At 63.9% G+C, this 24,750-nt stretch carries 25 protein-coding genes and 2 pseudogenes; 21 read left to right on the top strand and 6 right to left on the bottom strand.

From position 1 onward, the window contains the following. The first annotated feature begins 55 nt into the window (after positions 1 to 55). The 4 genes from AC13CR_RS08545 to AC13CR_RS08530 all read left to right on the top strand — a co-directional run bounded on the left by AC13CR_RS08545 (position 56) and on the right by AC13CR_RS08530 (position 1,648). Complete coding sequence (locus tag AC13CR_RS08545) at positions 56 to 364, top strand: ETC complex I subunit (RefSeq protein WP_292950870.1); 309 nt, start codon at positions 56 to 58, stop codon at positions 362 to 364. Positions 365 to 803: 439 nt separating this feature from the next. After that, positions 804 to 944, top strand: a complete 141-nt coding sequence (locus tag AC13CR_RS08540; protein WP_292950872.1) for a hypothetical protein — start codon at positions 804 to 806, stop codon at positions 942 to 944. Positions 945 to 1,112: 168 nt separating this feature from the next. Then, positions 1,113 to 1,298: a hypothetical protein gene (locus AC13CR_RS08535; protein WP_292950874.1), complete on the top strand. Its 186-nt coding sequence runs from the start codon at positions 1,113 to 1,115 to the stop codon at positions 1,296 to 1,298. Positions 1,299 to 1,468: 170 nt separating this feature from the next. After that, positions 1,469 to 1,648 carry a site-specific integrase gene (locus AC13CR_RS08530; protein WP_446233346.1) on the top strand — a complete coding sequence of 60 codons (180 nt, stop codon included), beginning with the start codon at positions 1,469 to 1,471 and terminating at the stop codon, positions 1,646 to 1,648. 323 nt (positions 1,649 to 1,971) lie between these two features. On the opposite strand, the gene AC13CR_RS08525 is transcribed toward AC13CR_RS08530, so the two are convergent. The 3 genes and pseudogenes from AC13CR_RS08525 to AC13CR_RS08515 all read right to left on the bottom strand — a co-directional run bounded on the left by AC13CR_RS08525 (position 1,972) and on the right by AC13CR_RS08515 (position 3,979). Continuing rightward, the gene (locus AC13CR_RS08525) at positions 1,972 to 2,961 is read right to left on the bottom strand and encodes a tyrosine-type recombinase/integrase (RefSeq protein WP_446232323.1); all 990 of its coding nucleotides are present in this window, start codon (positions 2,959 to 2,961) and stop codon (positions 1,972 to 1,974) included. Between the two features lie 181 nt (positions 2,962 to 3,142). Then, positions 3,143 to 3,484: pseudogene (locus tag AC13CR_RS08520) on the bottom strand (tyrosine-type recombinase/integrase); the annotation flags it as partial. A 15-nt stretch (positions 3,485 to 3,499) separates the two neighbouring features. Continuing rightward, positions 3,500 to 3,979 carry a Gfo/Idh/MocA family oxidoreductase gene (locus tag AC13CR_RS08515; protein ID WP_293013643.1) on the bottom strand — a complete coding sequence of 160 codons (480 nt, stop codon included), beginning with the start codon at positions 3,977 to 3,979 and terminating at the stop codon, positions 3,500 to 3,502. 116 nt (positions 3,980 to 4,095) lie between these two features. Here AC13CR_RS08515 and AC13CR_RS08510 point away from each other — a divergent pair, with 116 nt between their 5' ends. The 13 genes from AC13CR_RS08510 to iolB all read left to right on the top strand — a co-directional run bounded on the left by AC13CR_RS08510 (position 4,096) and on the right by iolB (position 18,135). Beyond that, on the top strand, positions 4,096 to 5,112 hold the full coding sequence (locus AC13CR_RS08510) for a LacI family DNA-binding transcriptional regulator (protein ID WP_293767369.1): 1,017 nt from the start codon (positions 4,096 to 4,098) through the stop codon (positions 5,110 to 5,112). Positions 5,113 to 5,183: 71 nt separating this feature from the next. Continuing rightward, the gene (locus AC13CR_RS08505; RefSeq protein WP_293767371.1) at positions 5,184 to 6,215 is read left to right on the top strand and encodes a LacI family DNA-binding transcriptional regulator; all 1,032 of its coding nucleotides are present in this window, start codon (positions 5,184 to 5,186) and stop codon (positions 6,213 to 6,215) included. A gap of 327 nt (positions 6,216 to 6,542) precedes the next feature. Beyond that, positions 6,543 to 7,487: a sugar ABC transporter substrate-binding protein gene (locus AC13CR_RS08500; RefSeq protein WP_293013652.1), complete on the top strand. Its 945-nt coding sequence runs from the start codon at positions 6,543 to 6,545 to the stop codon at positions 7,485 to 7,487. Between the two features lie 88 nt (positions 7,488 to 7,575). Next, entirely contained in the window at positions 7,576 to 8,652 is a 1,077-nt protein-coding gene (locus AC13CR_RS08495; RefSeq protein ID WP_293767373.1) for an ABC transporter permease, read from the top strand. A gap of 11 nt (positions 8,653 to 8,663) precedes the next feature. Then, a complete protein-coding gene (locus tag AC13CR_RS08490; RefSeq protein ID WP_446233386.1) occupies positions 8,664 to 9,497 on the top strand; it encodes an ATP-binding cassette domain-containing protein in 834 nt (277 codons plus the stop codon). Between the two features lie 105 nt (positions 9,498 to 9,602). Further along, positions 9,603 to 10,502: a sugar phosphate isomerase/epimerase family protein gene (locus AC13CR_RS08485; protein WP_293013659.1), complete on the top strand. Its 900-nt coding sequence runs from the start codon at positions 9,603 to 9,605 to the stop codon at positions 10,500 to 10,502. A gap of 10 nt (positions 10,503 to 10,512) precedes the next feature. After that, positions 10,513 to 11,559 carry a Gfo/Idh/MocA family protein gene (locus tag AC13CR_RS08480; protein WP_293013662.1) on the top strand — a complete coding sequence of 349 codons (1,047 nt, stop codon included), beginning with the start codon at positions 10,513 to 10,515 and terminating at the stop codon, positions 11,557 to 11,559. Between the two features lie 12 nt (positions 11,560 to 11,571). Beyond that, a complete protein-coding gene (locus AC13CR_RS08475; protein ID WP_293013665.1) occupies positions 11,572 to 12,378 on the top strand; it encodes a TIM barrel protein in 807 nt (268 codons plus the stop codon). 78 nt (positions 12,379 to 12,456) lie between these two features. Next, positions 12,457 to 14,370: a bifunctional 5-dehydro-2-deoxygluconokinase/5-dehydro-2-deoxyphosphogluconate aldolase gene (locus AC13CR_RS08470; protein ID WP_482900903.1), complete on the top strand. Its 1,914-nt coding sequence runs from the start codon at positions 12,457 to 12,459 to the stop codon at positions 14,368 to 14,370. Then, the gene (gene iolD, locus AC13CR_RS08465; protein WP_446236452.1) at positions 14,367 to 16,196 is read left to right on the top strand and encodes a 3D-(3,5/4)-trihydroxycyclohexane-1,2-dione acylhydrolase (decyclizing); all 1,830 of its coding nucleotides are present in this window, start codon (positions 14,367 to 14,369) and stop codon (positions 16,194 to 16,196) included. The genes AC13CR_RS08470 and iolD overlap by 4 nt, the downstream gene beginning before the upstream one ends. After that, positions 16,102 to 17,130, top strand: a complete 1,029-nt coding sequence (gene iolE / locus AC13CR_RS08460) for a myo-inosose-2 dehydratase (protein WP_482900902.1) — start codon at positions 16,102 to 16,104, stop codon at positions 17,128 to 17,130. The genes iolD and iolE overlap by 95 nt, the downstream gene beginning before the upstream one ends. Continuing rightward, complete coding sequence (locus tag AC13CR_RS08455) at positions 17,117 to 17,332, top strand: hypothetical protein (protein ID WP_292958138.1); 216 nt, start codon at positions 17,117 to 17,119, stop codon at positions 17,330 to 17,332. The genes iolE and AC13CR_RS08455 overlap by 14 nt, the downstream gene beginning before the upstream one ends. Next, complete coding sequence (gene iolB / locus AC13CR_RS08450) at positions 17,329 to 18,135, top strand: 5-deoxy-glucuronate isomerase (protein WP_482900901.1); 807 nt, start codon at positions 17,329 to 17,331, stop codon at positions 18,133 to 18,135. Before AC13CR_RS08455 ends, iolB begins: the two co-directional genes overlap by 4 nt. 11 nt (positions 18,136 to 18,146) lie before the next feature. Here the strand turns inward: iolB and AC13CR_RS08445 are convergent, their stop codons facing one another. After that, the gene (locus AC13CR_RS08445; protein ID WP_446232183.1) at positions 18,147 to 18,521 is read right to left on the bottom strand and encodes a LysR substrate-binding domain-containing protein; all 375 of its coding nucleotides are present in this window, start codon (positions 18,519 to 18,521) and stop codon (positions 18,147 to 18,149) included. Then, positions 18,519 to 19,230 (bottom strand): annotated as a pseudogene (locus tag AC13CR_RS08440) (IS256 family transposase); the annotation flags it as partial. The gene AC13CR_RS08445 and the pseudogene AC13CR_RS08440, both read right to left, overlap by 3 nt. Before the next feature lie 595 nt (positions 19,231 to 19,825). On the opposite strand from AC13CR_RS08440, the gene rpmG reads away from it, so the two are divergent. Beyond that, complete coding sequence (gene rpmG / locus AC13CR_RS08435) at positions 19,826 to 19,993, top strand: 50S ribosomal protein L33 (protein ID WP_022707377.1); 168 nt, start codon at positions 19,826 to 19,828, stop codon at positions 19,991 to 19,993. A 202-nt stretch (positions 19,994 to 20,195) separates the two neighbouring features. On the opposite strand, the gene AC13CR_RS08430 is transcribed toward rpmG, so the two are convergent. Further along, positions 20,196 to 20,696, bottom strand: a complete 501-nt coding sequence (locus AC13CR_RS08430) for an Lrp/AsnC family transcriptional regulator (protein ID WP_292958128.1) — start codon at positions 20,694 to 20,696, stop codon at positions 20,196 to 20,198. A 145-nt stretch (positions 20,697 to 20,841) separates the two neighbouring features. Between AC13CR_RS08430 and trxB the strand changes: the two genes are divergently transcribed. The 3 genes from trxB to AC13CR_RS08415 all read left to right on the top strand — a co-directional run bounded on the left by trxB (position 20,842) and on the right by AC13CR_RS08415 (position 24,702). Further along, positions 20,842 to 21,840, top strand: a complete 999-nt coding sequence (gene trxB, locus AC13CR_RS08425; RefSeq protein ID WP_292958126.1) for a thioredoxin-disulfide reductase — start codon at positions 20,842 to 20,844, stop codon at positions 21,838 to 21,840. 180 nt (positions 21,841 to 22,020) lie between these two features. Continuing rightward, positions 22,021 to 23,730, top strand: coding sequence for a bifunctional sulfate adenylyltransferase/adenylylsulfate kinase (locus AC13CR_RS08420; protein ID WP_292978211.1), 1,710 nt, complete (start codon positions 22,021 to 22,023; stop codon positions 23,728 to 23,730). A 111-nt stretch (positions 23,731 to 23,841) separates the two neighbouring features. Then, positions 23,842 to 24,702, top strand: a complete 861-nt coding sequence (locus tag AC13CR_RS08415; protein ID WP_292958122.1) for a glycosyltransferase family A protein — start codon at positions 23,842 to 23,844, stop codon at positions 24,700 to 24,702. Positions 24,703 to 24,750 lie beyond the last annotated feature (48 nt).

Genomic DNA, 24,750 nt, shown 5'->3' with positions numbered 1-24,750 from the left:
GGGCGGCGCATTGGCGATAAGCGGCGAAAGACATGTCGCCGGAAAGGTTCGATCCATGCGCGTCCGTATCTACCAGCCTTCCCGCAACGCGATGCAATCGGGATCGCGCAGCAGGGGATGGGTGCTGGAATTTCCGCAGGCCGACCCGCGCGAGATCGACCCGCTGATGGGCTGGACCAGCAGCGACGACACCCAGAGCCAGGTTCGCCTGCGCTTCCAGACCCGCAAACAGGCCGAGGATTATGCCCGCGACAAGGGCCTCGATTACGTCGTTCATGAGCCTCAGAAACGCGCGCCCAACATCCGCCCGCGCGGCTACGGCGAAAATTTCGCGACAGACCGCCGCGCGCCCTGGACGCATTGACGCCGTTGCAGATCGAGGCAAGGTTGGCCCCGCTGACGCAAGGTCGTCGGGAGCAACAAGGATCTGCAGGACCGCCTTTTTATTTCTGAAACAAGACGATATAAAACATATACCCAAATGCGTGGACACCTAAAGGTGTTTGTAGGATGTCTCTTTTTGTCGATAATGGCGGGGTGATTGGCAAAAACTGGCAATATCAGGCGAGATGCGACCCGTCCATGGCTGTCTGTCAGTATATCCTTTTCAGATTTTGGAAGGCCGTCTTGAGCCGGAGGCAGGTTCAGCGATAACGCGATTCGCTAGCATGGGGCGTTGGGATCACGGGGTCGGGGCGCATAATGCCTTGGCGGCGTGGCAGAGGGCGCGGGCCATGCGGCGTTCCTTCTGCTCTGCGGTGGTGATTTGCCGGCCGAACTAGGCGGCGATCAGCGCGGGAACCATGGGCCAGTTGCCGTGGTCCACTGGCGAGGACGTGATGGACGGGGACGACATCGACGTTGCCGCCTGCCTGCGCATCATCTTCCTGGGGACGTGGAGCAAGGACAAGAGCGTCAGCATCACCGTCGAGAGGGCGGGCTGATGCGCGGGCAGATACCGAACAGCTTCCAGCGCCATGCGCTGGAGCACTTGCCCGGTGCCGTGATGACAGGCAACTGGGTCAACTGGCGAGGCCAAGCGGTCATGTCATGGGCCGAAGTGGACAGGCTCGCCAAGGATGCTACACTGGCAGGGAAAGGAGGCCACACACATGAGTGAGAGAGTTCCGCCGACTGATGCGCAGCAGCAGATCTCGGCCTATGACCGGCAGCTTGCGGAAATAGACAAGCTTTTGGGCGAGGCCCGCAATTACAAGGCCGAGGCCCGCTGGTATGTATGGGTCGTGGCCAGCGGGGGGACGCTGGCAATCGTCGCCTTCGCCAAGCTGTTCCTCTAGCCTCACCAACGACAGCACATCATGGAGCAGCCCGCCCCTGCGAGGGGGCGGGCTGTTTCGTCGTGCGCTGTGCACGATTGCGAAGGAGACCAAGCAATGAAGATCACACTTTCCGACACCAAGCTGTTCGCCGCTGCCACCACGTCATGGCGGGGCCAGGGGATGGGCGCATGTATCTGATGACCGAAAGGTCTGGGGATCGCCTGCGTGACGGGCGCGTGTTCGGGTTCCGCCCGAAGGAAAGCATCTGGCATCTGAAGGACGTGGTCGAGAAGGCGGGGATCGAGCATGTCCCGCCCCATGCCAGCGGCCGGCACACGTTCGACTCTCGGTTGAATGAGAAAGGCTGATCGGCCAACGAGACATCGGTCATGTCCAAGGCGTGGTGTATCTGAGGCGGCCATCGGGTTTGTCGGTAGGGTCGGGTTGCGACGGCCAACCTGAACCGAGGGATGACCCCGATGACCAAACCCGTGACGGACCTGAGAGAGCTCGTAGAGAAGAGCGGCGATCCTCGACCTTCTCCGACGTCACCTCGAGTCCGAGCTTCTTCTTCAGCGCCCGGCCATCGCGCCTCGGACCGTGTGCGATTTATGCCGATGCCCGGATTATGCCGATGTAGATCTGTAAGCTGTTGTTTCTGTAGGAGTTCGCTGTGAAGGGCTCGGCATAATCAGACGGCTTCGAGGAAGGCGAGGAGTTTGTCTGTTGGCCGGAAGCGGCCGGGTTTCGCCGTGATTGGGGTCGTCCTTTCGATAGTGCGTTCCTTGCTCTGCAGATCCGCGTGCAAGTAGATCTGGGTCGTTTCGATTTGTTCGTGACCAAGCCAGAGCGCGATCACCGAGGTGTCGATCCCGGCGCGCAGCAGGCGCATTGCTGCGGAATGCCGCAGCACATGCATGGTCACCCGCTTGTGCGCCAGAGACGGACAGACCGCCGTTGCGTCCGCGACATACTTGGCCAGCCGGCTCTCAACCGCATCGCGGCTGAGGGTGCGTCCGGTGCGTGTCGGGAACAGCGAGTCCACGGGCCCGCCTGCGCGCTCGGCGATCCAGATTCGCAAGACGGCGACGGTGCCCGAGGTGAGCGGCGTGATCCGCTGCTTTCGCCCCTTGCCGGTGCAGCTGACATGCGCGCCGGCCCCGAGATGGAGGTCGGAGCAATTGAGCCCGATCAGTTCGGACGCCCGAAGGCCCGTCTGGACGGCGAGGCCGATGAGCGCCGTGTCGCGCCGCCCGGTCCAGGTCGCCCGGTCCGGCGCGGCCAGCAGGGCGTCGATCTCTGCCTCGGTCAGCCAGGTCACCAGCCGTCGCTCGAAGCGTTTCGGCGGGATTGCCAGCACCCGTTCGATGGTTGCGGCGTGTTCGGGATGGCGCAGGGCGGCGTAGCGGAACAGGGAGCGGATCGCGGCCAGTCTTGCGTTGCGGGTGCGCACCCCGTTCTGTCGTTCTCGCTCCAGATGGTCGAGGAAAGCGCCGATCAGGAGCGCATCGAGATCGTCGATGTCGAGCTTTCCCGGTGCCTTGCCGTGCCGCTCCGACGCGAAGACCAGGAGCAACCGCAGCGTGTCGCGATAGGCTTGAACCGTGTTCGGGCTGACCTGGCGCTGGCGGATGAGGCGGTCGGTGAAGAATGCCTGTAGGGTCGTGGCGAGCGTAGTCATGCGTCACCCGCCAAGTGGCGCTCGAGCCTTTCGCCGACCAGTGCCAGAAGTTCTGGCGCGGCCGACAGGTACCAGTAGGTGGCGCCGGGATCGGCATGACCAAGATAGGTGGACAGGATCGCGAGGCGGGAGCCGGGTCGTCTGTCCGGTAGTCGTCTGCGATGGTGCTGACGGCGAAGCTGTGTCGAAGATCGTGGATCCTGGGTCGGCATACTGCGGAACGCGGAACGATGGCGCAGTGATGCAGGAGCTTGTGGAAGACCCAGTGCACGGTTCCATAGCGCAGCCGTTTGCCGCGCGAGCTGATCAGCAGGACCGGCGGGCCCTCAGGACGGGGTCGGTCATCGAGGCGCAGATAGGCGTCGAGGGCTGCGACGGCCGTCGGGTGCAGCGGCAAGGCACGCGCCTTGTCGAACTTTCCGTGCCGGATCGTCACCATGCCGCCGCTCGCGTCGAAGTCGCCCTGATCGAGGCCGATTGCCTCGCCGATCCGCATGCCGGTCACCGCCAGCAGACCGATCAAGGTCCGGTAGGTCGCCTAGGGGGCGGGCGGCGGCGTCGGATCGCGGGAGACCATCGCGACATGTTCGAGCCTGCCGGCCGCGCCACTGAGGATGCGATCCCGCACCTGCCGGAAGCTCGGGTCGTAGCGCCGCTGGAAGCCCAGCATGCAGGCGATGCCGGTCGCTTCGACCGATTGGGTGGCTTCAGCCACCTGCGCGAAATCGAGGCTGACGGGCTTTTCGCAGAACACCGCCTTTCCCGCCTCGGCCGCGCGCAGAAGAAGCGGGGCGTGACTGTCGGTCGAGCTTGCGATGATGATGCCGTCGACCGTGGCGTCTGCGAAGACGGTATCGGCGTCGGTCAGACTCGCACCGGTGCGTGCTGCAATCTCTTCCGCGTGCGGGCCCGCGACCGGATCGACGATATAGGAAAGGCTCGCGCCGGGCGATGCCGCGGCGTTGAGCGCGTGAACCTGGCCGATGCGGCCCGCGCCGAAACAGGCGAGTTTGATCATGAGGGTCCTCCCTTCGTCGCGGCCGTTCTCCTCCGAAAGCCACCTGTCGCCTCTTTACGATTGCCGTCGTGGGGGCGATACATCGGCATTGATGAAATCTCATGAAGCGAGGCGTCATGAGATCGAAGGCGACCGCGCGCGATGTCGCCCGGGAGGTAGGCGCGTCGCTGGCGACCGTGGACAGGGTGCTGAACAATCGCGGCGGCGTCGCGCCCGAGAAGGAGCAGCGCGTGGTGCTCGCGGCGCGGCGTCTGAAGCTCGACCGTGCGCTCGATTTCCGCGCCGCGCGCACGCTCCGCATCGGTATCTTCGTGCAGCCGCCGTCGAATCCGTTTCACGCGGCGTTGGCCGAGGCGGCCGAGTGCCATAACCGGGGTCCAAATCCGTTCAACTTCGAGTTTTCGGTGCTGCATGTCGATCCTGGCGCACCGAACTGCACGGCGCGGACGATCCGAGAAATCGCCGGCCGCTTCGACGCCTTGATCATCTGCGCAGCCGAAGATCCCGAGATCGTCGTTGCCCTTCGCGGCTTTGCGGCGACGGACAAGCCCGTGGTCGCGCTCGCCACGGATTTCGGACCAGACGTGCTCCATATCCACGTAGGACCGGACGACTACCGCGCCGGGATGCTTGCCGGACACCTGATGGGCCGGTTCCTGAGCCGTGAGGGCGGCAAAGTGCTTGTCGTCGCCGGGATGAGCCTCATGGTCGGGCAGAGACAGCGGCGTGAAGGCTTTCGGGCCGCAATCGCCGAGGGCTTTTCCGCAATCCAGATCGTTGGGGAGGTCGAAAGCGGAGAGAACGGCGAGAAGGCCGGGCTGCTTGTGGCGCGGACGCTCTCGCGACATCCGGATCTCCGCGGTATCTACAACGCCTCGGCGGATGCTGCCGAGATCGCCGAGGCGCTGGCCCGTGTGCAGGATCGGGGCCGCCGCGTCTTCATCACGCACGGGCTGACCGAGGATCGTCGCCGCCTGCTGCGCGCCGGCGCCATCGATGCGATCATAGATCAGAACCCCGAACTCGAGTTGCGCATTGCCCTCGAGGCGCTGGCCGAACGTTTCGGACGCCTCGAGACCGGCCCCGAGACCACGATCACGCCCGTCTGCATCCACACATGCGAAAATTGCTGACCGAGCGACCTGTTTTCCTTGCGGCTCTCTCCGCATCAGCACTAAGCTGCTTTTGCATCAGGAGTGATTGAATGTCATCAAGACCGACCATCAAGGACATCGCTGCCGAAGCCGGCGTAAGCACCGCCACGGTGGACCGCGTCCTCAACGGACGGGTGCAGGTGCGCGAGGAGACGGTGCGCAAGGTTGCCAACGCAGCGCACAGGATCGGGTACCACGCAACGGGTCTCATCGATCAGCGGCTCGTTCCGACCATGCCGAAGATGACGTTTGGTTTCGTGCTGCACAAAGGGAAGCAGGAATTCTATCGGAATTTCGCGCGCGAGATCGAACAGGCGGTCGCAAATCGCCGCGATATCCACGGCAAAGCCCTTGTCCGCTTCGCCGCCGACCAGAACCCGGAAAGCTTCCTGCAGGAAATCGACGCGATATCCGGGGAGGTCGATGCGCTGGCGAGTTCCGCCGTCAATCACCAGAACATCAATCGCGAGGTCCAGCGTCTGCAAGGTCAGGGAATTCCCTGCTTTGCCCTGCTGAACGATTTCGCCCAAGGCGTCCGCGCGAATTATCTCGGGCTCAACAACATGCAGGTCGGCCGGATCGCCGCGTGGCTTATTAGTCATACTCAGAGCGAGCCGGGCAAGGTTGCCGTCTTCGTCGGCGGCAGCCGCTGGCACGGCCATCAACTGCGCGAGACTGGGTTCCGTAGCTATCTGCGCGAAAGCGCGCCCGATTTCGCCGTCGTCGACACGCTCGTGAACCTCGAGACGCGCACCGTCACCCACGAAGCGACCATCGACCTTCTCGCGCGCCATTCCGATCTGCGTGGAATCTACGTGGCCGGCGGCGGGATGGAGGGTGCCATCGCGGCCCTGCGCGAGGTTTGTCCTCCTGGGAAGGTGTCTCTCGTGGTGAACGAACTGACCGAGGAAAGCCGCGCCGGACTGGTGGACGGCTATGTCACGATGGTCATTGCGACGCCCCTCGCGCAGCTTTGTGCCGACCTGGTCGAGATGATGTTCAACGCGGTGCGCACAGGGTCTTCCGAGACCCCCGGCCAGCACTTCCTGGAACCCAGGCTCTATTTGCCGGAATCGATCTGAGCGACTTGATTTTATTACATCATATAGGCGGTTGAAAAATACGGCATAAATGATGTAAAATACATCGTTATGATTGACCGAATCTTCTCCCTAGTGTCATGAATGCCCGTGCTAAGGAGGCGTGGGGCTGAACCCACGGGCAAGGGGGAGGAGCCCGCGACAGGACCGCGTCTGACGATGCGGTTGCGGGTCGCTGAACTGGTGAGGACAAGCTCCGCTCCGACCTGAGGGCCATCCGCCTCCAAAGCACTTAACTTGCCGTTTGAGCGGCGAACCCGGCCGATCGGGAAAATCGGCTGGACACCACACGTGGGAGGAGACCCCGAGATGAAGAAGCTTTTCGCCGCCACCACGCTGGCGACCCTGATGTCCACATCTGCCATGGCAGAAACGATCGGCGTCTCGATGGCGCTGTTCGACGACAACTTCCTGACCGTTCTGCGCAACGGCATGATCGAGCAGGCCGAGGCGATGGATGGCGTCGATATTCAGGTCGAGGACGCTCAGAACGACGTGGCGCGCCAACTCGACCAGATCAAGAACTTCGTCGCCTCGGGCGTCGACGCGATCATCGTCAATCCGGTCGATACCTCCGCCACACAGGCGATGTCCGACGCGGCCGAACAGGCAGGCATTCCGCTCGTCTACGTGAACCGCCAGCCAGTCAACGTGGACACGCTACCCGACAACCAGGCCTTCGTCGCTTCCGACGAGCGCGAATCCGGCACGCTCGAGACCGTCGAGATCTGCGATATCCTCGCCGCTGCGGGCAAGGATCCGGCGAACGTTTACATCATGATGGGTGAGCTTTCTAACCAGGCTGCCGTTCAGCGCACCCAGGACATTGACGACGTGATCGCCAACGATCAATGCGCCGTCGAACTGAACGTCATCGACCGGCAGACCGCCAACTGGTCGCGCGACGAGGCGCAGGATCTGATGACCAACTGGCTCTCGACCGGCGAGCCCTTCGATGCCCTCATCTCGAACAATGACGAGATGGCGATCGGCGCCATTCAGGCCATGAAGGCGTCCGGCATCGCGATGGAGGATGTGGTGGTCGGCGGCATCGACGCGACCCAGGACGCACTTCTGGCCATGGCCGCCGGTGAACTCGATGTCAGCGTTTTTCAGGATGCTGCGGGCCAAGGCGCAGGCGCGCTCGACGCGGCGCTGAAGCTGGCCCGCGGAGAGGACGTGGACCAGAAGGTCTATGTTCCGTTCCAGCTCGTCACGCCGGAAAACATGACAGAGTTCACCAGCAAGAACTGACTGCCGCGCAGGGCTCCGGGACAGCGTTTAGTCACGTCCCGGAGAGCCGAGCATTCCGAAGTTCCTTCAAGGGAGTAAAATCCGCCAAATGGCCGACTCGTCGCATGGAACCGGCGGCCTGACCTTCGACATTTCGAAGCGCAGCCTGCCGCCCGAAGCCGGGGTCGCGATCGCCCTGGTTCTGATCGTCATCGTTTTCGAGCTTCTCGGACGATTGCTCATGAACGACAGCTTCCTGTTCAACACGCGCGAGAACGTGAGCGGCATCTTCAACCAGGCGCGACTGGAGATCATCATTCTTCAGGTGTCGATCATCGGCATCATCGCGCTCGGGGTCACCCAGGTGATCATCACCGGCGGGATCGACCTGTCGTCCGGCTCGGTGGTCGGAGCCACCGCGATGATCGCCATGAGCTTCGCGCAGGTCAGCGAAATCAACGGCCTCGAAAACACGCGGGCCGTCTTCTTCGATCAGGGTCTCGTCGACCTCCCGATCATCGTCCCGCTCTTCGTTGGCATCATCTGCGGACTGATCGCCGGGGCAATCAACGGGTTGCTCATCGCCTATACCGGTATCCCGCCCTTTATCGCCACGCTCGGCATGATGGTTTCTGCGCGCGGTGTGGCGAAGTGGTGGACCGCCGGCCAGCCGGTCTCCTTCCCCACGGAGAGTTACGCCGAGATCGGCGCGGGCATGATGCCGGTCGTCATCTTCATCCTCCTCGCCATGCTGTTCCACCTGCTTCTGCGATACACCGTCTACGGTAAGCACACATATGCGATCGGGTCGAACGAGGCCGCGGCGCGGATGTCCGGCATCAAGGTCGCCCGCCACAAGGTGCTGGTGTACACGATCGCAGGACTTCTTGCCGGGGTTGCCGCGCTGGTCCTGAGTTCCAAGAACCTGACCGCGCAGGCTGGTATGGGCACGATGTACGAACTGGACGCCATCGCGATGGCCGTCATCGGAGGCGTGTCGCTGTCAGGGGGGCGCGGCTCGATCCCCGGCACCGTTCTCGGAGCGCTGATCTTCGGCGTCATCATCTCCGGGTTCACGTTTCTCAGGCTCGACGCCTACTACCAGGAAATGGTCAAGGGCGCGATCATCGTCGGTGCCGTGGTCCTGGACCAGTGGCGGCAGCGCCGTTCCGCGGCTCGTAGATAAGGGAGGACGATATGGCCAGCGACATCCAGACCAATCTTGCCGGGGCAGAGGCCCCGTATTCGGAACAGCCCCTTGGCGACGTTATCCTGAAAACCGAGGGCCTGACCAAGTACTATGGCGGCGTCCACGCCTTGGTCGACTGCAACTTCGAGATCCGAAAGGGCGAGCATGTGGCGATCATGGGCGACAATGGGGCGGGGAAATCCACCTTCGTGCGCCAGATCACCGCGGTGGAACAGAGAACGGCCGGCAAAGTCTGGTTCGACGGACAATATGTCGAGTTCGATGGTCCTCTGGCAGCCCGCGAGGCCGGCATCGAGACGGTGTTCCAGACGCTCGCGCTCGCCGATCATCTCGACGTGCCGGACAACCTCTTTCTTGGCCGCGAAAAGACGTTTTGGAACTGGCTCGGGCCTTTCCGGGCGCTCGACTACAAGGGCATGCGCGAGGCGACGCGGCAGGGGTTGGAAAAGACGGGCGTGAAGATCCCGAACCTGTCGAACACGATCCAGAACATGTCCGGTGGTCAGCGGCAATGTGTGGCCATCGCCCGGACGGCCACTTTTCACTCGAAGCTCACCATCATGGACGAGCCCACTGCAGCGCTCGGCGTGCAGGAGACCGCGCAGGTGGAAAATATCATCCGCACGCTGAGGGAGCAGGGCGAGCCGCTCATCCTCATCAGCCACAACATGCGGCAGGTGATGGATCTCTGCGACCGGATCGTCGTCTGGCGGCGCGGCCGCGTCGTCGCGAACCTCCGCAAGAAAGAGACCGACGGCCAGGACGTGGTCGCCTACATCACCGGCGCCAAGACGCAGCCGGAATACGCGGACGCCGCCTGATTTCACCTCAACGGCCGGACCGAGATGTCCGGTCGGCCTGACCACCCGCCCGCGGCAAGACCCTGCGCCCTGCCAATGGCCGCCTGCACCCTGGAGGCACCCGAAATGAAGATCGCCCTCGACCCGTTCATGCACCGCCACCTCAGCCTCGAGGAGCTGCCTTCGAAGGTGGCCGAGCTTGGCTATGAACATATCGAACTCAGCCCGCGCGCAGATTTTCTCGAATGGTTCAAGGCGCCGCGCGTGTTCCCTGACCGCATCAAGCGGTTCAAGAAGGCGCTATCCGACGCCCAAGTAGAGGTCGCGACGCTCTTGCCCATGTATCGCTGGGCCTCGAACGACGAGGAGGAACGGAAGGCAGCCGTCCGCCACTGGAAACGCGCCATCGAGATCGCCGTGGAAATGGGCGTCGACACGATGAACAGCGAATTCGGCCGTGGCCCTCATCCTGACAAGGGCACCTGCTACTGCTGCCGCACCGGCAGCATGATCGAGGCCTGTGAGGACGCGTGGTGGCGATCAATGGAGGAACTGGTGCCGGTCCTGGAGAAGGAGGGCATCCAACTCAATATCGAACCCCATCCCGAGGACTGGGTCGAGACGTTGCAGCCGTCGGTGGACCTGATCCGCACGGTGAGTTCGAAGAACGTGCGCTTTCTCTACTGCACGCCGCACACCTTCTATTTCGGCGACGACACCGTGGCGATGCTGCGTGAATGCGCCGACGTGCTCGCACATGTCCACATCGCGGACACGTTCAATCACAAGGCCAGCTCGGGCCTTCGCTACATCATCAATCCGCCCGGCTCGTCTGCGCGCGTCCACCAGCACCTGAACATCGGTCAGGGCGAGGTGCCGTGGGACGATTTCTACAAGACTCTCGCCGAAATCGGTTTCGACGGGATCATGACCGCCTGCGTCTTCGCCTGGGAAGAGAAGGCCGACGAGAGCGGCAAGTTCATGCGCGCAGAGATGCAGCGCCTCATCGACAAGCATTTCAACTGAGGATCACGGAATGACCATTTCTCAGACCATCTCGGCCGACACCGGCACCCGGCTTGTCCGCATCGGTGTCATCGGCACCGGCATGATCGGCACCGACCATACCCGCCGCATCCAGGAGGTCCTGACCGGCGCCGAGGTCGTGGGTCTGTACGACTACGCGCCTGCTAACGCCGAAAAGCTCAAGGGCGCGCACGCGCCGAACGCGCAAATCTTCGATAGTGGCGAGGCGCTGATCGCGTCGGACGACATCGACGCCGTGCTTGTCTGCTCGACCGGTTCCACGCACGAGCAATATGTTCTGGCGGCGATCGCGGCCGGCAAGCCGGTGTTCTGCGAGAAGCCGCTGGCCACGACCGCCGAGGCCGCGAAAGGCATCGTCGATGCCGAGGTGAAGGGCGGCAAGCGCCTGGTTCAGGTCGGCTTCATGCGTCGCTTCGACCAGGGTTACAACATGCTCAAGCGCACGATGGAGGAAGGGCTGGGCGAACCGCTCATGATCCATTCCTGCCACCGCAATCCGGCCGTGCCCGAGCAATACGTGACGCCGATGGCGATCCACGACACCTTCATCCACGAGATCGACACGTTCCGCTGGCTTCTGGACGACGATTTCGTCTCGGCGCAGGTCATCTTTCCGCGCAAGACAAAGCACGCCCATGCCAAGGTCGCGGACCCGCAGATCGTGCTGCTCGAGACCTCGAAAGGGGTGCGGATCGACTGCGAGATCTTCGTCAACTGCCGCTACGGATATGACATCCAGTGCCAGATCGTCGCCGAGGAGGGGGTCGCGAACCTGCCCGAGCCGATGGCCATCGCCACACGCAAGGAGGCGCGCCTGGGTCAGTCGATCCTGACCGACTGGAAGGACCGGTTCAAATCCGCCTTCGACGCCGAGCTTCAGGACTTCGTCGATCGCGTGCCCGGCGGCACCACCGGCGGCCCGTCCGCATGGGACGGCTACGTCGCGGCGATCTCGTCCGATGCCTGCGTCGAGGCGCAGGAGACCGGCAAGATCGTGGACATCTCGCTGCCGGCGCGCCCGGCGCTCTACGATTGAGGGGCTCTCGTCATGGAATTTGCAATCAACCACATCTCGGCGTCGAAACTGTCGGTTCAGGATTTCTTCGCGATGGTCCGGCGTCTCGGCGCGGACAAGGTCGAAATCCGCAACGACATTCCCGACGTGATGAACACGGTGGCGCCCGAGGACATCAAGGCGGCGGCCGAGGCGGCGGGCGTCACGATCCTGTCGATCAACGCGCTCTATCCCTTCAACGTCTGGTCCGGCGATCTGCCGGCCCGGGCCGAGAAGATGGCCGACTATGCCGCAGCTTGCGGCGCCAAGGCGCTGGTGATGTGCCCGCTGAACGATGGCACGAAGGTGTCGCGCAATGACCTGGTCGAGGCGCTGAAGAACATGGCGACCATCCTGCGTGAGCGGGGCCTGACCGGCCTTGTCGAGCCTCTGGGCTTCCCGATCTCGTCCATGCGCTCCAAGGCCGAGGCCATCGCGGCCATCGAGGCGGCGGACGGCGCGGACGTCTACAAGCTGATGCACGACACCTTCCACCATCACCTCGCGGGCGAAACCGAGTTCTTCCCCGAATGGACCGGACTCGTACACATCTCGGGCGTGACCGACCCGGACGTGACCGTGGACGACATGCTGGACGCGCATCGCGTGCTGGTCGATGGCAAGGATCGGCTGGAGAACATCCCGCAGCTCAAGGCCCTTTTGGCCGCCGGTTACGACGGCCCGATCTCCTTCGAGCCCTTCGCCGAGGAGGTTCACGCCCTTGACGATCCCGAAGCGGCGTTGCGCGAAAGCATCGGTTTCGTGTCCGCGGGGGTAAAGGAAACCGCGTCGGCTCAGTGATCGGTGCGGACAGGCCGGGCGATATCCTCCTCCCAATATCGCCCGGCCACCCGATAGACGAATGAAGGAAATGCGGACATGAAGACCCTTGACGTCATCACAATCGGTCGGTCCTCGGTGGACCTCTACGGCGATCAGATCGGCGGACGGCTCGAGGATATGGGGTCGTTTTCCAAGTATATCGGCGGCTCGCCCACCAACATCGCCTGCGGGACGGCGCGGCTGGGCCTTAAGTCGGCCGTCGTCACTGGCGTCGGCGACGAGCATATGGGCCGCTTCATAATCGAACAGCTGGCCCGCGAGGGCGTGAACACCGATGGCGTGAAGGTCGATCCCGACAGGCTGACGGCGCTTGTCCTTCTGGGCATCCGCGACCAGGAGCGGTTCCCGTTGATCTTCTACCGGTCTGACTGCGCCGATATGGGCCTGACCGAGGACGACATCGATGACAGTTTCATTCGTAGCGCCCGCGCGGTGGTGGCGACCGGCACCCACCTTTCGCATCCCAAGGTGGAGGCAGCAACGCTCAAGGCGCTGAAGATCGCTCGTGAGGCCGGGCTGCAGACCGCGCTCGACATCGACTACCGACCGAACCTCTGGGGTGTCGCCGGTCACGGCGAAGGCGAGAGCCGCTTCGTCGAAAGCGCGGCGGTCACGGCCAAACTGCAGGAAAGCCTGCATTACTTCGACCTGATCGTCGGCACGGAGGAGGAATTCCACATCGCCGGCGGCTCGACCGACACGATTCAAGCGCTGCGCGCGGTGCGCAAGGTCTCGGGCGCGACGCTCGTCTGCAAGCGCGGTCCGATGGGGGCGTCGGCCTTCGTAGGCGACATTCCGGACAGCCTCGACGAGGGCCAGACCGGCCCGGGCTTTCCCATCGAGGTCTTCAACGTGCTGGGGGCCGGCGACGGCTTCATGTCGGGGCTGCTGAAGGGCTGGCTCGATGGCGAGGACTGGCCCACGGCGCTGAAATACGCCAATGCCTGCGGGGCTTTCGCTGTCTCCCGTCACGGCTGCACCCCGGCCTATCCGTCGTGGGAGGAGCTTCAGTTCTTCTTCGAGCGCGGCATCGTGCGCCCCGACTTGCGAAATGATGTTGACCTCGAACAGGTCCACTGGGCCACGAACCGCGCGGGCGACTGGACCTCGGTCAAGATCTTCGCCTTCGACCACCGGGTGCAGCTCGAGGAGATGGAGGGATACACCCTGGAGAAAGGATCGGCATTCAAGGAGCTGTGCCTTGATGCGGCGCTGCGGGTGCAAGACGGGCGACCCGGCTTCGGCATCCTTTGCGACAACCGCATCGGCCGCTCGGCCTTGCACAAGGCGTCGGGCACCGGGCTCTGGATCGGCAGGCCGACGGAGCTTCCGGGGTCCCGTCCCATCAAGTTCGAGCCGGAGCTGGGGGACGATCTCGGCGGCCTGCGCGAATGGGCCAAGGAGAATGTCGTGAAGCTTCTGGTGTTCTGCCACCCGGACGACGACGAAAAGACGGCAGGGATGCAAGTCGCACGGGTCAAGCGGCTCTTCACGGCCGCGCGGCGCAACAGCCTTGAATTCCTGCTCGAGATCATCCCGTCGAAGGTCGGGCCGGTCGATGACGAGACCTCGGCGACGCTGATCCAGACGTTCTATGACGCGGGGGTTTATCCCGACTGGTGGAAGCTCGAGCCGTTCAGGACCAGGTCCGCCTGGCACAACGCCGTCGACGCGATCGAGCGCAACGACCCGCGCACGCGCGGCATCGTGGTGCTGGGCCTCGACGCGCCCGAGGCCGAGCTGGCCGAAAGCTTCCGGCTCGCGGCTTCGTTCCCGCTGGTCCGGGGCTTTGCCGTCGGCAGGACCGTCTTCGGTCAGGTTGCCCGCGACTGGATGGCGGGCCGGATCGTCGACGCCGACGCCGTCGCGACCATGGCCGACAATTACGCGCGGCTCTGCCGCATCTGGGACGAGGCCCGTGCGGGCCTGATGGAGGAGGTGGAAGCATGACCGCAACGATCAAGCTGACGGCCGCGCAGGCCATGGTGAGATGGCTCTCGGTGCAGCTGACTGAAGACGGTGAGCGTTTCGTCGAGGGTGTCTGGGCGATCTTCGGACACGGCAATGTCGCGGGGGTCGGCGAGGCGCTGCATCGCTTCCGGGAAGTCATTCCGACGTGGCGCGGCCAGAACGAGCAGACCATGGCCCATGCCGCCATCGCCTATGCGAAGACCAAACGACGGCGGAAGGCGATGGCCATCACCTCCTCCATCGGGCCGGGTTCGACCAACATGGTCACCGCCTGCGGGCTAGCGCATGTGAACCGACTGCCGGTCCTCATGATCTGCGGCGATGTCTTCGCCAACCGTCGCCCCGACCCGGTGCTGCAGCAGATCGAGGATTTCGACGACGGCACGGTCTCGGCGAACGACTGCTTCCGCCCGGTCGCGCGCTATTTCGATCGCATCTCGCGGCCCGAACATCTTCTGACCGCGCTGCCGCGCGCGATGGCGATGATGACCGATCCGCAGAATTGCGGCCCTGCCGTGCTCGCCTTCTGCCAGGACGTGCAGGCCGAGGAATTCGACTACCCAGAGGACTTCTTCACGCCGCGCACATGGCGAATTCGGCGGCCGGAACCCGATCCGCGCGAGGTGGCCGACGTCGCCCGGATGATCGCCGAGGCCGAGTGCCCGGTGATCGTGTCGGGCGGTGGCGTGCTTTATTCCGGGGCCGACGAGACGCTTCGGACCTTCGCCGAGACGCACAACATTCCGGTGCTGGAAACCCAGGCCGGCAAGGGCGGCATCGTCGCGAGCCATCCACTGAACTTCGGCTCGCCGGGCGTGACCGGATCGGGCTGCGGTAACGAACTGGCAGCAAAGGCGGACCTGGTCATCGGAGTGGGCACGCGGTTCCAGGACTTCACCACCGGCTCGTGGACGGTTTTCGGCCGCGAGGGGCGCAAGCTCGTGTCGATCAACCTGCATCCCTATGACGCCTCCAAGCACCTTGCGACGCCGCTCGTCTCCGACGCGAAGGTCGCGCTCGAGAAGTTGACTGCTGCACTCGGTGATCTGCGCTTCGACGCGCATGACCCCTCGTCACGCGAGGACTGGATCGCCGAGGTCGGCCGCGTCACCGCGGCGCCGGAGCCCGACACGAACGCGTTGCCCACCGACGCACAGGTGATCGGCGCGGTGCAGCGCGTCGCGACCGACGAAACCGTGGCGATGTGCGCCGCCGGCACAATGCCCGGCGCTTTACAGGTGCTCTGGCAGGCTGCGCAGGGCGGCTATCACTTGGAATACGGCTATTCCTGCATGGGCTACGAGATCGCCGGCGCCATGGGCATCAAGCTCGCCGCGCCGGAGAAGGAGGTCATCTGTTTCGTCGGCGACGGCAGTTACATGATGGCCAATTCCGAGCTCGCCACCGCCGCCGCCCGCAAGGTGCCCTTCACGGTCGTTCTGACCGACAACTCGGGCTATGGCTGCATCAACCGGCTGCAGATCGAGTGCGGCGGGGCCGAATTCAACAACATGTACAAGGACAGCGACGTCTGGCCGAAGATCGACTTCGTCGCGCATGCCGCCGCAATGGGCGCCCATGCGGAGAAGGCCGCCGATATCGCGGATCTGGAACGCAAGATCGTCGAGGCCCGCAGCCGCGACGTGCCGAGCGTGATCCTGATCGAGACCGACGCGGTGCCCGGAACCGGGGCCGGTGGCCACTGGTGGGATGTCGCCGTGCCCCAGACTGGCGGACCCGAGCGGCTCGAAAACGCCCGCCGCCGCTACAACGCCAACGCGGCGCTTCAGAGAACCTTCAATTGATCTGTCCTTCGGGAGACACACCATGATCCTTTACGGCACGAACCCCATCGCGTGGTCCAACGACGACGACTGGTCGATTGGCGATCACCTGAGCCTCGACGACTGCCTGAGCGATTGCCGCGAGATCGGTTTCGACGGCATCGAGAAGGGGCACAAGATGCCCGGCGACGGCACGGAGCTGAAACAGGCGCTCGGAGCCTTTGGCCTGCGGTTCGCCGCGGGCTGGTTTTCGACCAACATCCTGACGAACGACATCGAGACCGAGAAGGCCCGCCTGAAAGAGTGGATCGCGTTCACCAAGGCGGCCGGCGGCGACCACATCAATGCCTGCGAGTGTTCGAACACGGTGCATGGCAGCGACGGAACCCCGGTGAACGTCCGCCCCATCATGACGGACGCCGAATGGGACCGCTTCTCGAAGGGCTACGAGGCGCTGTCGGCCTATGCGCACGAGCTTGGCGTCAAGATGGGCTATCACCACCATATGGGCACGATCATCGAAAGCGCGGCGGATATCGACCGCTTCATGGAGATGGCGGGCCCCGAGACGCGCCTTCTGCTCGATACCGGTCACGCATGGTTCGGCGGTGCCGATCCGGCCGAGGTTGCGCGGAAATACATGGGCCGCGTGAGCCACATTCATTGCAAGAACGTCCGCCCCGATATTGCCAGGCAAGTTCGCGAGCAGGGTCTGTCCTTTCTCGAAGGCGTGCGGCGCGGGGCCTTCACCGTGCCGGGCGACGACGAGGGCGCGGTGGACTTCGCGCCCGTTTTGAAGATCGCGGCCGAGCACGGCTACGACGGCTGGCTCGTGATCGAGGCGGAACAGGACAGCGCGGTGCGCGACCCCAAGCATTATCAAGCTCTCGGGCTGCGTTCGCTGAAGCGGATGGCGGCAGAGGCCGGCCTCGACACCGCACATGAAGCTGTTTGATCCCGACCACCCCTTCCTCGCCCCCGCCTGGCGGCGGGGGCTGATCGTCGCGCTTTGCCTGGGCTGGGCGATCTTCGAGTTGATCACCGGCGCGGTGTTCTGGGCGATCCTCTTCGGCGCGCTCGGGCTCTGGTGCCTCTACGAATTCTTCCTGTCCCCCAGGGCCCGGGCGCGGGGACGCGACCGCGAGGACGAGCGATGACCGATCTGCAAAGAAAACCCTTCGGCACGCATGGCAAGGTCCACGAGATCACGCCGCAATCGGCGGGCTGGCGCTATGTCGGCTTCTCACTCTACCGCCTGCGTGCGGGCGAGACGGCCGCCGAGGCGACGGGCGATCGCGAAGTCATCCTGGTGATGGTCGAGGGCAAGGCCGCCATCACCGGCGCCGGTCAGGACTGGGGCATATTGGGCGAGCGGATGAACGTGTTCGAAAAGACGCCGCCCCATTGCCTCTACCTGCCGAACGGCACCGACTGGCAGGCAGTGGCCGAGACCGACTGCGTGATCGCGGTCTGCTCGGCGCCCGGACAGGGCGGTCACGAGGCACGCCGCATCGGACCGGACGGCATCACCCTCACCGAACGCGGCAAGGGCACCAATACCCGCCACATCAACAACATCGCGATGGAAAACGAGGATTATTGCGACAGCCTGCTGGTAACCGAGGTTTTCACGCCCGCAGGCCACTGGTCGTCCTATCCCAGCCACCGCCACGACGAGGACGACTTCCCCCGCATCACCTACCTCGAAGAGACCTATTACCACCGGCTGAGCCCGGCCTCGGGGTTCGGCATCCAGCGGGTTTATACCGATGATGGCGGGCTCGACGAGACCATGGCGGTCTCGGACGGCGATGTGGTTCTGGTGCCCCGCGGACACCATCCCTGCGGCGCGCCTTACGGATTCGAGATGTACTACCTCAACGTGATGGCCGGACCGCTGCGCAAGTGGCGCTTCGTGCCAGCGCCGGAAGTCGAGTGGATCATGCAAGGCGACGCATGAAGCCGAAGACGTCAGGCGCGAACGAACAACCTGCGTTCTGCCCGCGCGGTCTGGTCGAGGAATTCGACCACCGCTTGCACCCGGCGGTCCGTCTTGAGGTTCTCGTGCCAGACCGTCCAGTAGCTGCATTCCACGCGGACCTCCGGAAGCAAGGGTTCGAGATCCAATCCGGCAACCATGAAATCGTGCAGCACTCCGATCCCAGCGCCCATGCGAACCGCCTCGACCTGGCCGATCGCGGTCGCCACCTCGATGGTCGATCGCCAGTCCGCGAGAATGTCCGAGGCATAGTTCAGTTCGGGCGTGTAGATCAGATCCTCCACGTAGCCGACAAGCTCGTGCCGGGCAAGATCCGCAACGCTGTCCGGCCGCCCCCGACTCGCGATGTAGCCTGTCGATGCGTAAAGCCCGAGCGTGTAGTCGGTCCCGCGCGGGCCGCGATCGGCGAGAGAGCAGAGGAACTCGTCCCAGAAGACCTCTGCCTCGCTGGGGCTGGACGGCGATGCCAAGAACCTCTCTGCGGCCGTCCAGGTTGACGGCGACCGCCACTATGGCCGCGACTCTGGCGATCCGGCCGCCACGCCGCACCTTGATGTAGGTGGCGTCGAGCCAGAGGTAGGGCCATTCGCCTTCAAGGGGCCGGCCCAGGAATGCATTGACCCGTTCATCGATCTCGCCGCAAAGCCGCGAGACCTGGCTCTTGGACACGCCGGTCATGCCCATGGCTTTGACCAGATCCACCGAGCGGGTCGAGAGTCCTTGGACATAAGCCTCCTGAATGACCGCCGTCACGGCCTTTTCCGCCGCTCTGCGGGGCTCCAGGAACTCGGGGAAGCACGTGTCCTTGCGCAGATTCGGGATCATCACGTCGACCCTCCCGGCGCGGGCCTCCCAGGCTCTGGACCGATAACCGCTGCGGTGGTTCACACGGTCGTCGCTGCGTTCGTGCGCCCCGGCGCCGCACAGCTGGTCGACATCCAGCGCCATGAGGCGGTCGGCCGCGAACCCGAGCATCTCGGCAAGCAGGTGGATGTCGGATGTCTCCGACAAAAGCGCGCGCAGCGCCGCGGTCTCTGATAGGCTGTCCTTGGTCATGGTTGATCTCCTCGGTCAAAGGTCGGGTCGGCAAACCAAACCTTGGCCGAAGAACAGCCGTGGCCGCCAAGCGACCCGCACGGACCTCGCTTCGCTACGCGAAGGCTCCGCGCTGCCCGCGCTACCTGCGGGAACTACACCAACTGTCGGGACACCACTTGTGCAAGGATCGACCATAGTCCATTTCGCTGTGTCTACCCCGTCACAGGTGCCCGAAAATCGACCGTAACTCCCCCCAAGGCGCTTACACCTGTTGGTATTTTTGTTGGTGTCGACGTAATTTCCTCTTTTTTCAATGCTGTCGCCTTCCCTACGGGCTGCCACCGTCACCTCTTTTTCCTCCGCGCCTCGAACAGCCTGTTGCTGTTTGTGCCGCATTGAACGCGCTGATGTGCGGCATGAGCGGCTTGGAAACCGGCTCAGCAATCGGGTCGGCGCTGTTCTGCATGATTTGCATAGCCGCCAATCGCTTGCCGGATCGGGTGAATTGCGGGTGGTTTTCGGTTGACTTCGGGCGGGCGGCGGCTAAAAGGCGGGCTTCAAACGAATTCCACGGGGTTTGCGCCGCGCTTTCCCCGAAGCAGGAGCAGTAACCATGGCGAAGCCGACGACCATCAAGATCCGGCTGAACTCGACCGCCGGGACCGGCCACTTCTATGTGACCAAGAAGAATGCCCGGACGATGACCGAAAAGATGACCGTTCGCAAATACGATCCGGTCGTGCGGCAGCATGTCGAATACAAGGAAGGCAAGATCAAGTAGCGATCATGCCTGTTGCCCGGGGCCAAGCCCGACTTCGATAGAAGCCGTCAGGCGCCGCGCGTCGGGACGTCCCGGAATTCGTCCGGAAACCGGAAGGGTGTTGCGATTGCGCGATGCCCTTTTTCCGTATTCCGCGCGGCAATTCCGGCCACGGGTGGCGGCGGTTGTTCAGCGGTTGGCCGGGAACCGGGCATCGGCGCCGCTATCCGGCCTCGCGAACCCGCTCCTCGACCACCTCGAAAGGGACCGAGGGCTCGTCCTTGGCTGCGCGGATGACCAGCGAGGTCTTGACGCTGGCCACATTCGGGGCCGCGGTCAGGCTGTTGGTGAGAAACCGCTGGAACGTGGGCAGATCGGGCGAGACGCATTTCAGGATGAAATCGATCTCGCCGTTCAGCATGTGACATTCGCGCACCAGCGGCCATGCCTTCACCAGCGTCTCGAAGGCCGAAAGGTCGCGTTCCGATTGCGCCGCAAGCCGGACCATCGCGAAGACCTGAACCTCGAAACCCAGTTCGCGGGGGTCGATATCGGCGTGGTAGCCGCGGATATAGCCCATCTCTTCCAGCGTCCGGACACGCCGCAGGCAGGGCGGGGCCGAGATGCCCACGCGACGCGCCAGTTCGACATTGGTCATCCGGCCATCGGCCTGCAATTCGGCCAGGATCTTGCGGTCGATGTCGTCCAGTCTCGCGCCTGCCATGCTGCTCTTTCTTGAAACGGGTTCCGGCGTTGCAGGAAACTACAATGCGGCCCGCGTTTACGCAACATTCTTTCCGGCCTCGGCCATGTTGCACAAGCCGAACCAAGGGATTACCTGATGCCTCAAATCGAAAGCGGGGCGCAAGATGAGTGATGACACGCATGTGAAACTTCTGATCATCGGGTCGGGACCGGCGGGCTATACCGCGGCCGTCTATGGTGCCCGCGCGATGCTGAACCCGATGCTGATCCAGGGGATGCAGCCGGGCGGCCAGCTGACCATCACCACCGAGGTCGAGAACTGGCCGGGCGAGACCGAAATCCAGGGTCCCGACCTGATGGTGAAGATGGAGTCCCATGCCAGGGCGATGGGCGCCGAGGTCGTCACCGATATCGTCACCAAGCTGGATCTGGGCCGCCGGCCTTTCACGGCCGAATGCGACAGCGGCGCGCGGATCACGGCGGATGCGGTGATTCTGGCGACCGGCGCACAGGCGCGCTGGCTGGGGCTGCCCAGCGAGGAAAGGTTCAAGGGGTTCGGCGTCAGCGCCTGCGCGACCTGCGACGGGTTCTTCTATCGCGGCCGCGAGGTGCTGGTCGTCGGCGGCGGCAATACAGCGGTCGAGGAGGCGCTGTTCCTGACCAAATTCGCCTCGAAGGTCACACTGGTCCATCGCCGCGACAGCCTGCGGGCAGAAAAAATCCTGCAAAACCGGCTATTCAAGAACCCGAAGGTCGAGATCGTCTGGGATCACGAACTGGCCGAGGTGACGGGGACCGAGAACCCGCTGGGGGTCAGCGGCGCCGTGCTGACATCCGTCAAGGATGGCGGGACGCGGCGGATCGCCGTGGACGGGGTTTTCATCGCCATCGGCCATGCGCCGTCCAGCGAACTTGTCAAGGACCAGCTTGACCTGCATTCCGGCGGCTATGTGAAGGTCGAGGCCGGGTCCACGCGGACCTCGATCCCCGGCGTCTTCGCGGCGGGCGACCTGACAGACCACATCTATCGGCAGGCCGTGACCAGCGCCGGAATGGGCTGCATGGCGGCGCTGGACGCCGAAGCCTGGCTGGCCGAACGTGACGAGGCGGGCGAACCCGATCCGGCCGGCGCCGAACTGCCCGAACAAGCCCCGGCCGGGTGATCTGCTGGCTTGCCTGCGGGTATCGTCGGTCAGGCGGCGGGACGCGCCCCTGCGCTGTTGGCGCGAAAAGTGCGGGCCCAGGTTGAAACTTGCCTGCGGGGCGGCTAAGCGCGACGGGTTCGTAGCCGGCCGGTTCTCGGCTGCCTGCCCACTTTCGTTCAGCCATCCGAGCCCTTGCACATGACCCATCCGAACCAGACGCCGATCCCCGAGCTTTATGTCTCGCCCGAAGCCGCCGCCGCATTGAAGGACGAGGCGGGCCACATGCCCAGCTGGGATCTGACGCAGCGCCAGATCTGCGATCTGGAACTGCTGATGAATGGCGGCTTCAATCCGCTGAAAGGGTTCATGACCCGGGCCGATTACGACGGTGTTGTCAGCGAGATGCGGCTGGCCTCGGGGGCGCTGTGGCCGATGCCCATCAACCTCGATGTCAGCGAGGCCTTCGCCGAAGGGCTGGAGCCGGGCACCGACATCGCGCTGCGCGACCAGGAAGGCGTCATCCTGGCGATCATGTCGGTCACCGACAAATGGCGGCCGAACAAGGCACGAGAGGCCAAAGAGGTCTTTGGCGCCGATGATCTGGCCCATCCGGCGGTGAACTATCTTCACAATGTGGCGGGGCCGGTCTATCTGGGCGGTCCGATCAAGGGCCTGCAGGCGCCGACCCATTACGATTTCCGCGGTCGCCGCAACACTCCCAACGAATTGCGCACCATGTTCAAGAAGCTGAACTGGCGGCGCGTCGTCGTGTTCCAGACCCGCAACCCGCTGCACCGCGCGCATCAGGAACTGACCTTCCGGGCCGCGAAAGAGGCGCAGGCCAACCTGATGATCCACCCGGTCGTCGGCATGACCAAGCCTGGCGACGTGGATCACTTTACCCGCGTCCGCTGCTACGAAGCGGTGCTGGACAAATATCCGCAGGCCACGACCACGCTGTCGCTGCTGAACCTGGCGATGCGGATGGGCGGCCCGCGCGAGGCGGTCTGGCACGGTCTGATCCGCGCCAATCACGGCGCCACCCATTTCATCGTCGGCCGTGACCATGCCGGCCCGGGCAAGAACAGCGCGGGCGAGGATTTCTACGGTCCCTACGAGGCGCAAGATCTGTTCCGCAAGTATCAGGACGAGATCGGCGTCGAGATGGTCGATTTCAAGCATATGGTCTATGTGCAGGAACGTGCCCAATACGAACCCGCCGACGAGATCGAGAAAGGCGTGACCGTCCTCAACATCAGCGGCACCGAACTGCGCCGCCGCCTGCGCGAGGGGCTGGATATCCCGGATTGGTTCAGCTTTCCCGAAGTGGTGCGCGAACTGCGCCGCAACTCGCCTCCGCGCGCGCAGCAAGGTTTTACGGTGTTCTTCACCGGCCTCAGCGGCAGCGGCAAATCGACCATTGCCAACGCGCTGATGGTCAAGCTGATGGAGATGGGCGGCCGTCCGGTCACGCTGCTGGATGGCGATGTGGTCCGCAAGCATCTGTCCAGCGAGCTTGGCTTTTCCAAGGAACATCGCGACATCAACATCAAGCGGATCGGCTATGTCGCCTCCGAGATCAGCAAGAACGGCGGGATCGCGATCTGCGCGCCGATCGCGCCCTATACCGCCACCCGCCGCGCCGTCCGCGAAATGACCGAGGCCTACGGCGCCTTCGTCGAAATCCATGTCGCGACCGATCTGGAAGAATGCGAACGCCGGGACCGCAAGGGGCTCTACAAGTTGGCGCGTGAGGGAAAGATCAAGGAATTCACCGGGATTTCCGATCCCTATGAAGAGCCGCAAAACCCGGAATTGCGCGTCGATACCAAGGATCGCGACGTTGATGGATGCGCCCATCAGGTGCTGCTGACGCTGGAAAGCATGGGATTGATCGGGCTGAACTGAGGCGGGCGCGGTCCGGCCATTTCACGGATTTCCGACGGCCGCATCAGGGTTTCGCGGCCGTCGCATCGATGCAAGTGGCGAATGTGGGGAGCAGACATCTTGTCCGGCCTGGTGATTTCCCTGACGACCATTCCGCCGCGTCTGCCGCGAATCCGGCCGACGCTGCTGGATCTGCTGAATCAGTCGGCGCCGGTGGACGAGATCCGGCTGTATCTGCCGCGGCGCCACCGCCGGTTTCCGCTGGCCGAAGCCGAGATTCCCGATTTGCCCAAAGGTATCCGGCTGATCCTGGTCGACGAGGATTTCGGACCCGCGACCAAGGTTCTGCCGGCCGCGCGGGATCTGGCGGGGCAGGATGTCGAACTGATCTTCTGCGACGACGATCAGGCCTATGATCCCGATTGGGCAGGCTGGTTCCTTGAGGCGCGCAGGCAGCATCCCGACGCCTGCCTGGTTCAGAAGGGATACAATCTCGAGGATCGGCCCGAAGGCACGAAATACTATCCGCGCCACGATCCCGCCCACCAGCCGCGCGCGCAGCGTTTCCGGCGCGACCTGCGCTATCGCCTGCGGCGCGCGGCAAGTCTGGGAACGTGGCGTAAAAAACCCTTTGTCAAAAGTGGCTATCTGGACATCCTCGAAGGCTATCGCGGTGCGATGATCCGTCCCGATTTCCTGCCTGCCGAGGCGTGGGACATCCCCGAGACGTTGTGGATGGTTGACGATCCCTGGCTGTCGGGCCATCTGTTGCGCAATGGCCATCCGATCTGGCTGATCGCCGAAGCGCCACAGCCGACCCGCAGCCACGACGCGCGGCTGCTGGACGGGCTGAAACATTTCGTCGACAACGGATGCGATCGGCGCCAGGCCGATACCATGGCGATCGAGTATTTCCGCCGCCGCTATGGTCTGTGGCCCGATGGCAAGCCGCCGCAGCAGGCACCGGACGAATTGCCGCCACGTCCCGCCTAGGGTCGGGTGGCGGCGCAAAGCGGGCCCGGTCCATGGGTCAGGTTCCTT

The sequence above is a fragment of the Paracoccus sp. L-17 genome (assembly GCF_056857655.1).
Note: the sequence above shows the minus strand (reverse complement) of the source record. Positions and strands in the feature narration are given on the sequence as shown.

What these genes read in the sequence shown, in the direction of transcription:
- AC13CR_RS08545 (WP_292950870.1), top strand. Translation starts at nt 56, where the DNA reads ATGCGCGTCCGTATCTACCAGCCTTCCCGCAACGCGATGCAATCGGGA.
- AC13CR_RS08540 (WP_292950872.1), top strand. Translation starts at nt 804, where the DNA reads ATGGGCCAGTTGCCGTGGTCCACTGGCGAGGACGTGATGGACGGGGAC.
- AC13CR_RS08535 (WP_292950874.1), top strand. Translation starts at nt 1,113, where the DNA reads ATGAGTGAGAGAGTTCCGCCGACTGATGCGCAGCAGCAGATCTCGGCC.
- AC13CR_RS08530 (WP_446233346.1), top strand. Translation starts at nt 1,469, where the DNA reads ATGTATCTGATGACCGAAAGGTCTGGGGATCGCCTGCGTGACGGGCGC.
- AC13CR_RS08525 (WP_446232323.1), bottom strand. Translation starts at nt 2,961, where the DNA reads ATGACTACGCTCGCCACGACCCTACAGGCATTCTTCACCGACCGCCTC.
- AC13CR_RS08515 (WP_293013643.1), bottom strand. Translation starts at nt 3,979, where the DNA reads ATGATCAAACTCGCCTGTTTCGGCGCGGGCCGCATCGGCCAGGTTCAC.
- AC13CR_RS08510 (WP_293767369.1), top strand. Translation starts at nt 4,096, where the DNA reads ATGAGATCGAAGGCGACCGCGCGCGATGTCGCCCGGGAGGTAGGCGCG.
- AC13CR_RS08505 (WP_293767371.1), top strand. Translation starts at nt 5,184, where the DNA reads ATGTCATCAAGACCGACCATCAAGGACATCGCTGCCGAAGCCGGCGTA.
- AC13CR_RS08500 (WP_293013652.1), top strand. Translation starts at nt 6,543, where the DNA reads ATGAAGAAGCTTTTCGCCGCCACCACGCTGGCGACCCTGATGTCCACA.
- AC13CR_RS08495 (WP_293767373.1), top strand. Translation starts at nt 7,576, where the DNA reads ATGGCCGACTCGTCGCATGGAACCGGCGGCCTGACCTTCGACATTTCG.
- AC13CR_RS08490 (WP_446233386.1), top strand. Translation starts at nt 8,664, where the DNA reads ATGGCCAGCGACATCCAGACCAATCTTGCCGGGGCAGAGGCCCCGTAT.
- AC13CR_RS08485 (WP_293013659.1), top strand. Translation starts at nt 9,603, where the DNA reads ATGAAGATCGCCCTCGACCCGTTCATGCACCGCCACCTCAGCCTCGAG.
- AC13CR_RS08480 (WP_293013662.1), top strand. Translation starts at nt 10,513, where the DNA reads ATGACCATTTCTCAGACCATCTCGGCCGACACCGGCACCCGGCTTGTC.
- AC13CR_RS08475 (WP_293013665.1), top strand. Translation starts at nt 11,572, where the DNA reads ATGGAATTTGCAATCAACCACATCTCGGCGTCGAAACTGTCGGTTCAG.
- AC13CR_RS08470 (WP_482900903.1), top strand. Translation starts at nt 12,457, where the DNA reads ATGAAGACCCTTGACGTCATCACAATCGGTCGGTCCTCGGTGGACCTC.
- iolD (WP_446236452.1), top strand. Translation starts at nt 14,367, where the DNA reads ATGACCGCAACGATCAAGCTGACGGCCGCGCAGGCCATGGTGAGATGG.
- iolE (WP_482900902.1), top strand. Translation starts at nt 16,102, where the DNA reads ATGTCGCCGTGCCCCAGACTGGCGGACCCGAGCGGCTCGAAAACGCCC.
- AC13CR_RS08455 (WP_292958138.1), top strand. Translation starts at nt 17,117, where the DNA reads ATGAAGCTGTTTGATCCCGACCACCCCTTCCTCGCCCCCGCCTGGCGG.
- iolB (WP_482900901.1), top strand. Translation starts at nt 17,329, where the DNA reads ATGACCGATCTGCAAAGAAAACCCTTCGGCACGCATGGCAAGGTCCAC.
- rpmG (WP_022707377.1), top strand. Translation starts at nt 19,826, where the DNA reads ATGGCGAAGCCGACGACCATCAAGATCCGGCTGAACTCGACCGCCGGG.
- AC13CR_RS08430 (WP_292958128.1), bottom strand. Translation starts at nt 20,696, where the DNA reads ATGGCAGGCGCGAGACTGGACGACATCGACCGCAAGATCCTGGCCGAA.
- trxB (WP_292958126.1), top strand. Translation starts at nt 20,842, where the DNA reads ATGAGTGATGACACGCATGTGAAACTTCTGATCATCGGGTCGGGACCG.
- AC13CR_RS08420 (WP_292978211.1), top strand. Translation starts at nt 22,021, where the DNA reads ATGACCCATCCGAACCAGACGCCGATCCCCGAGCTTTATGTCTCGCCC.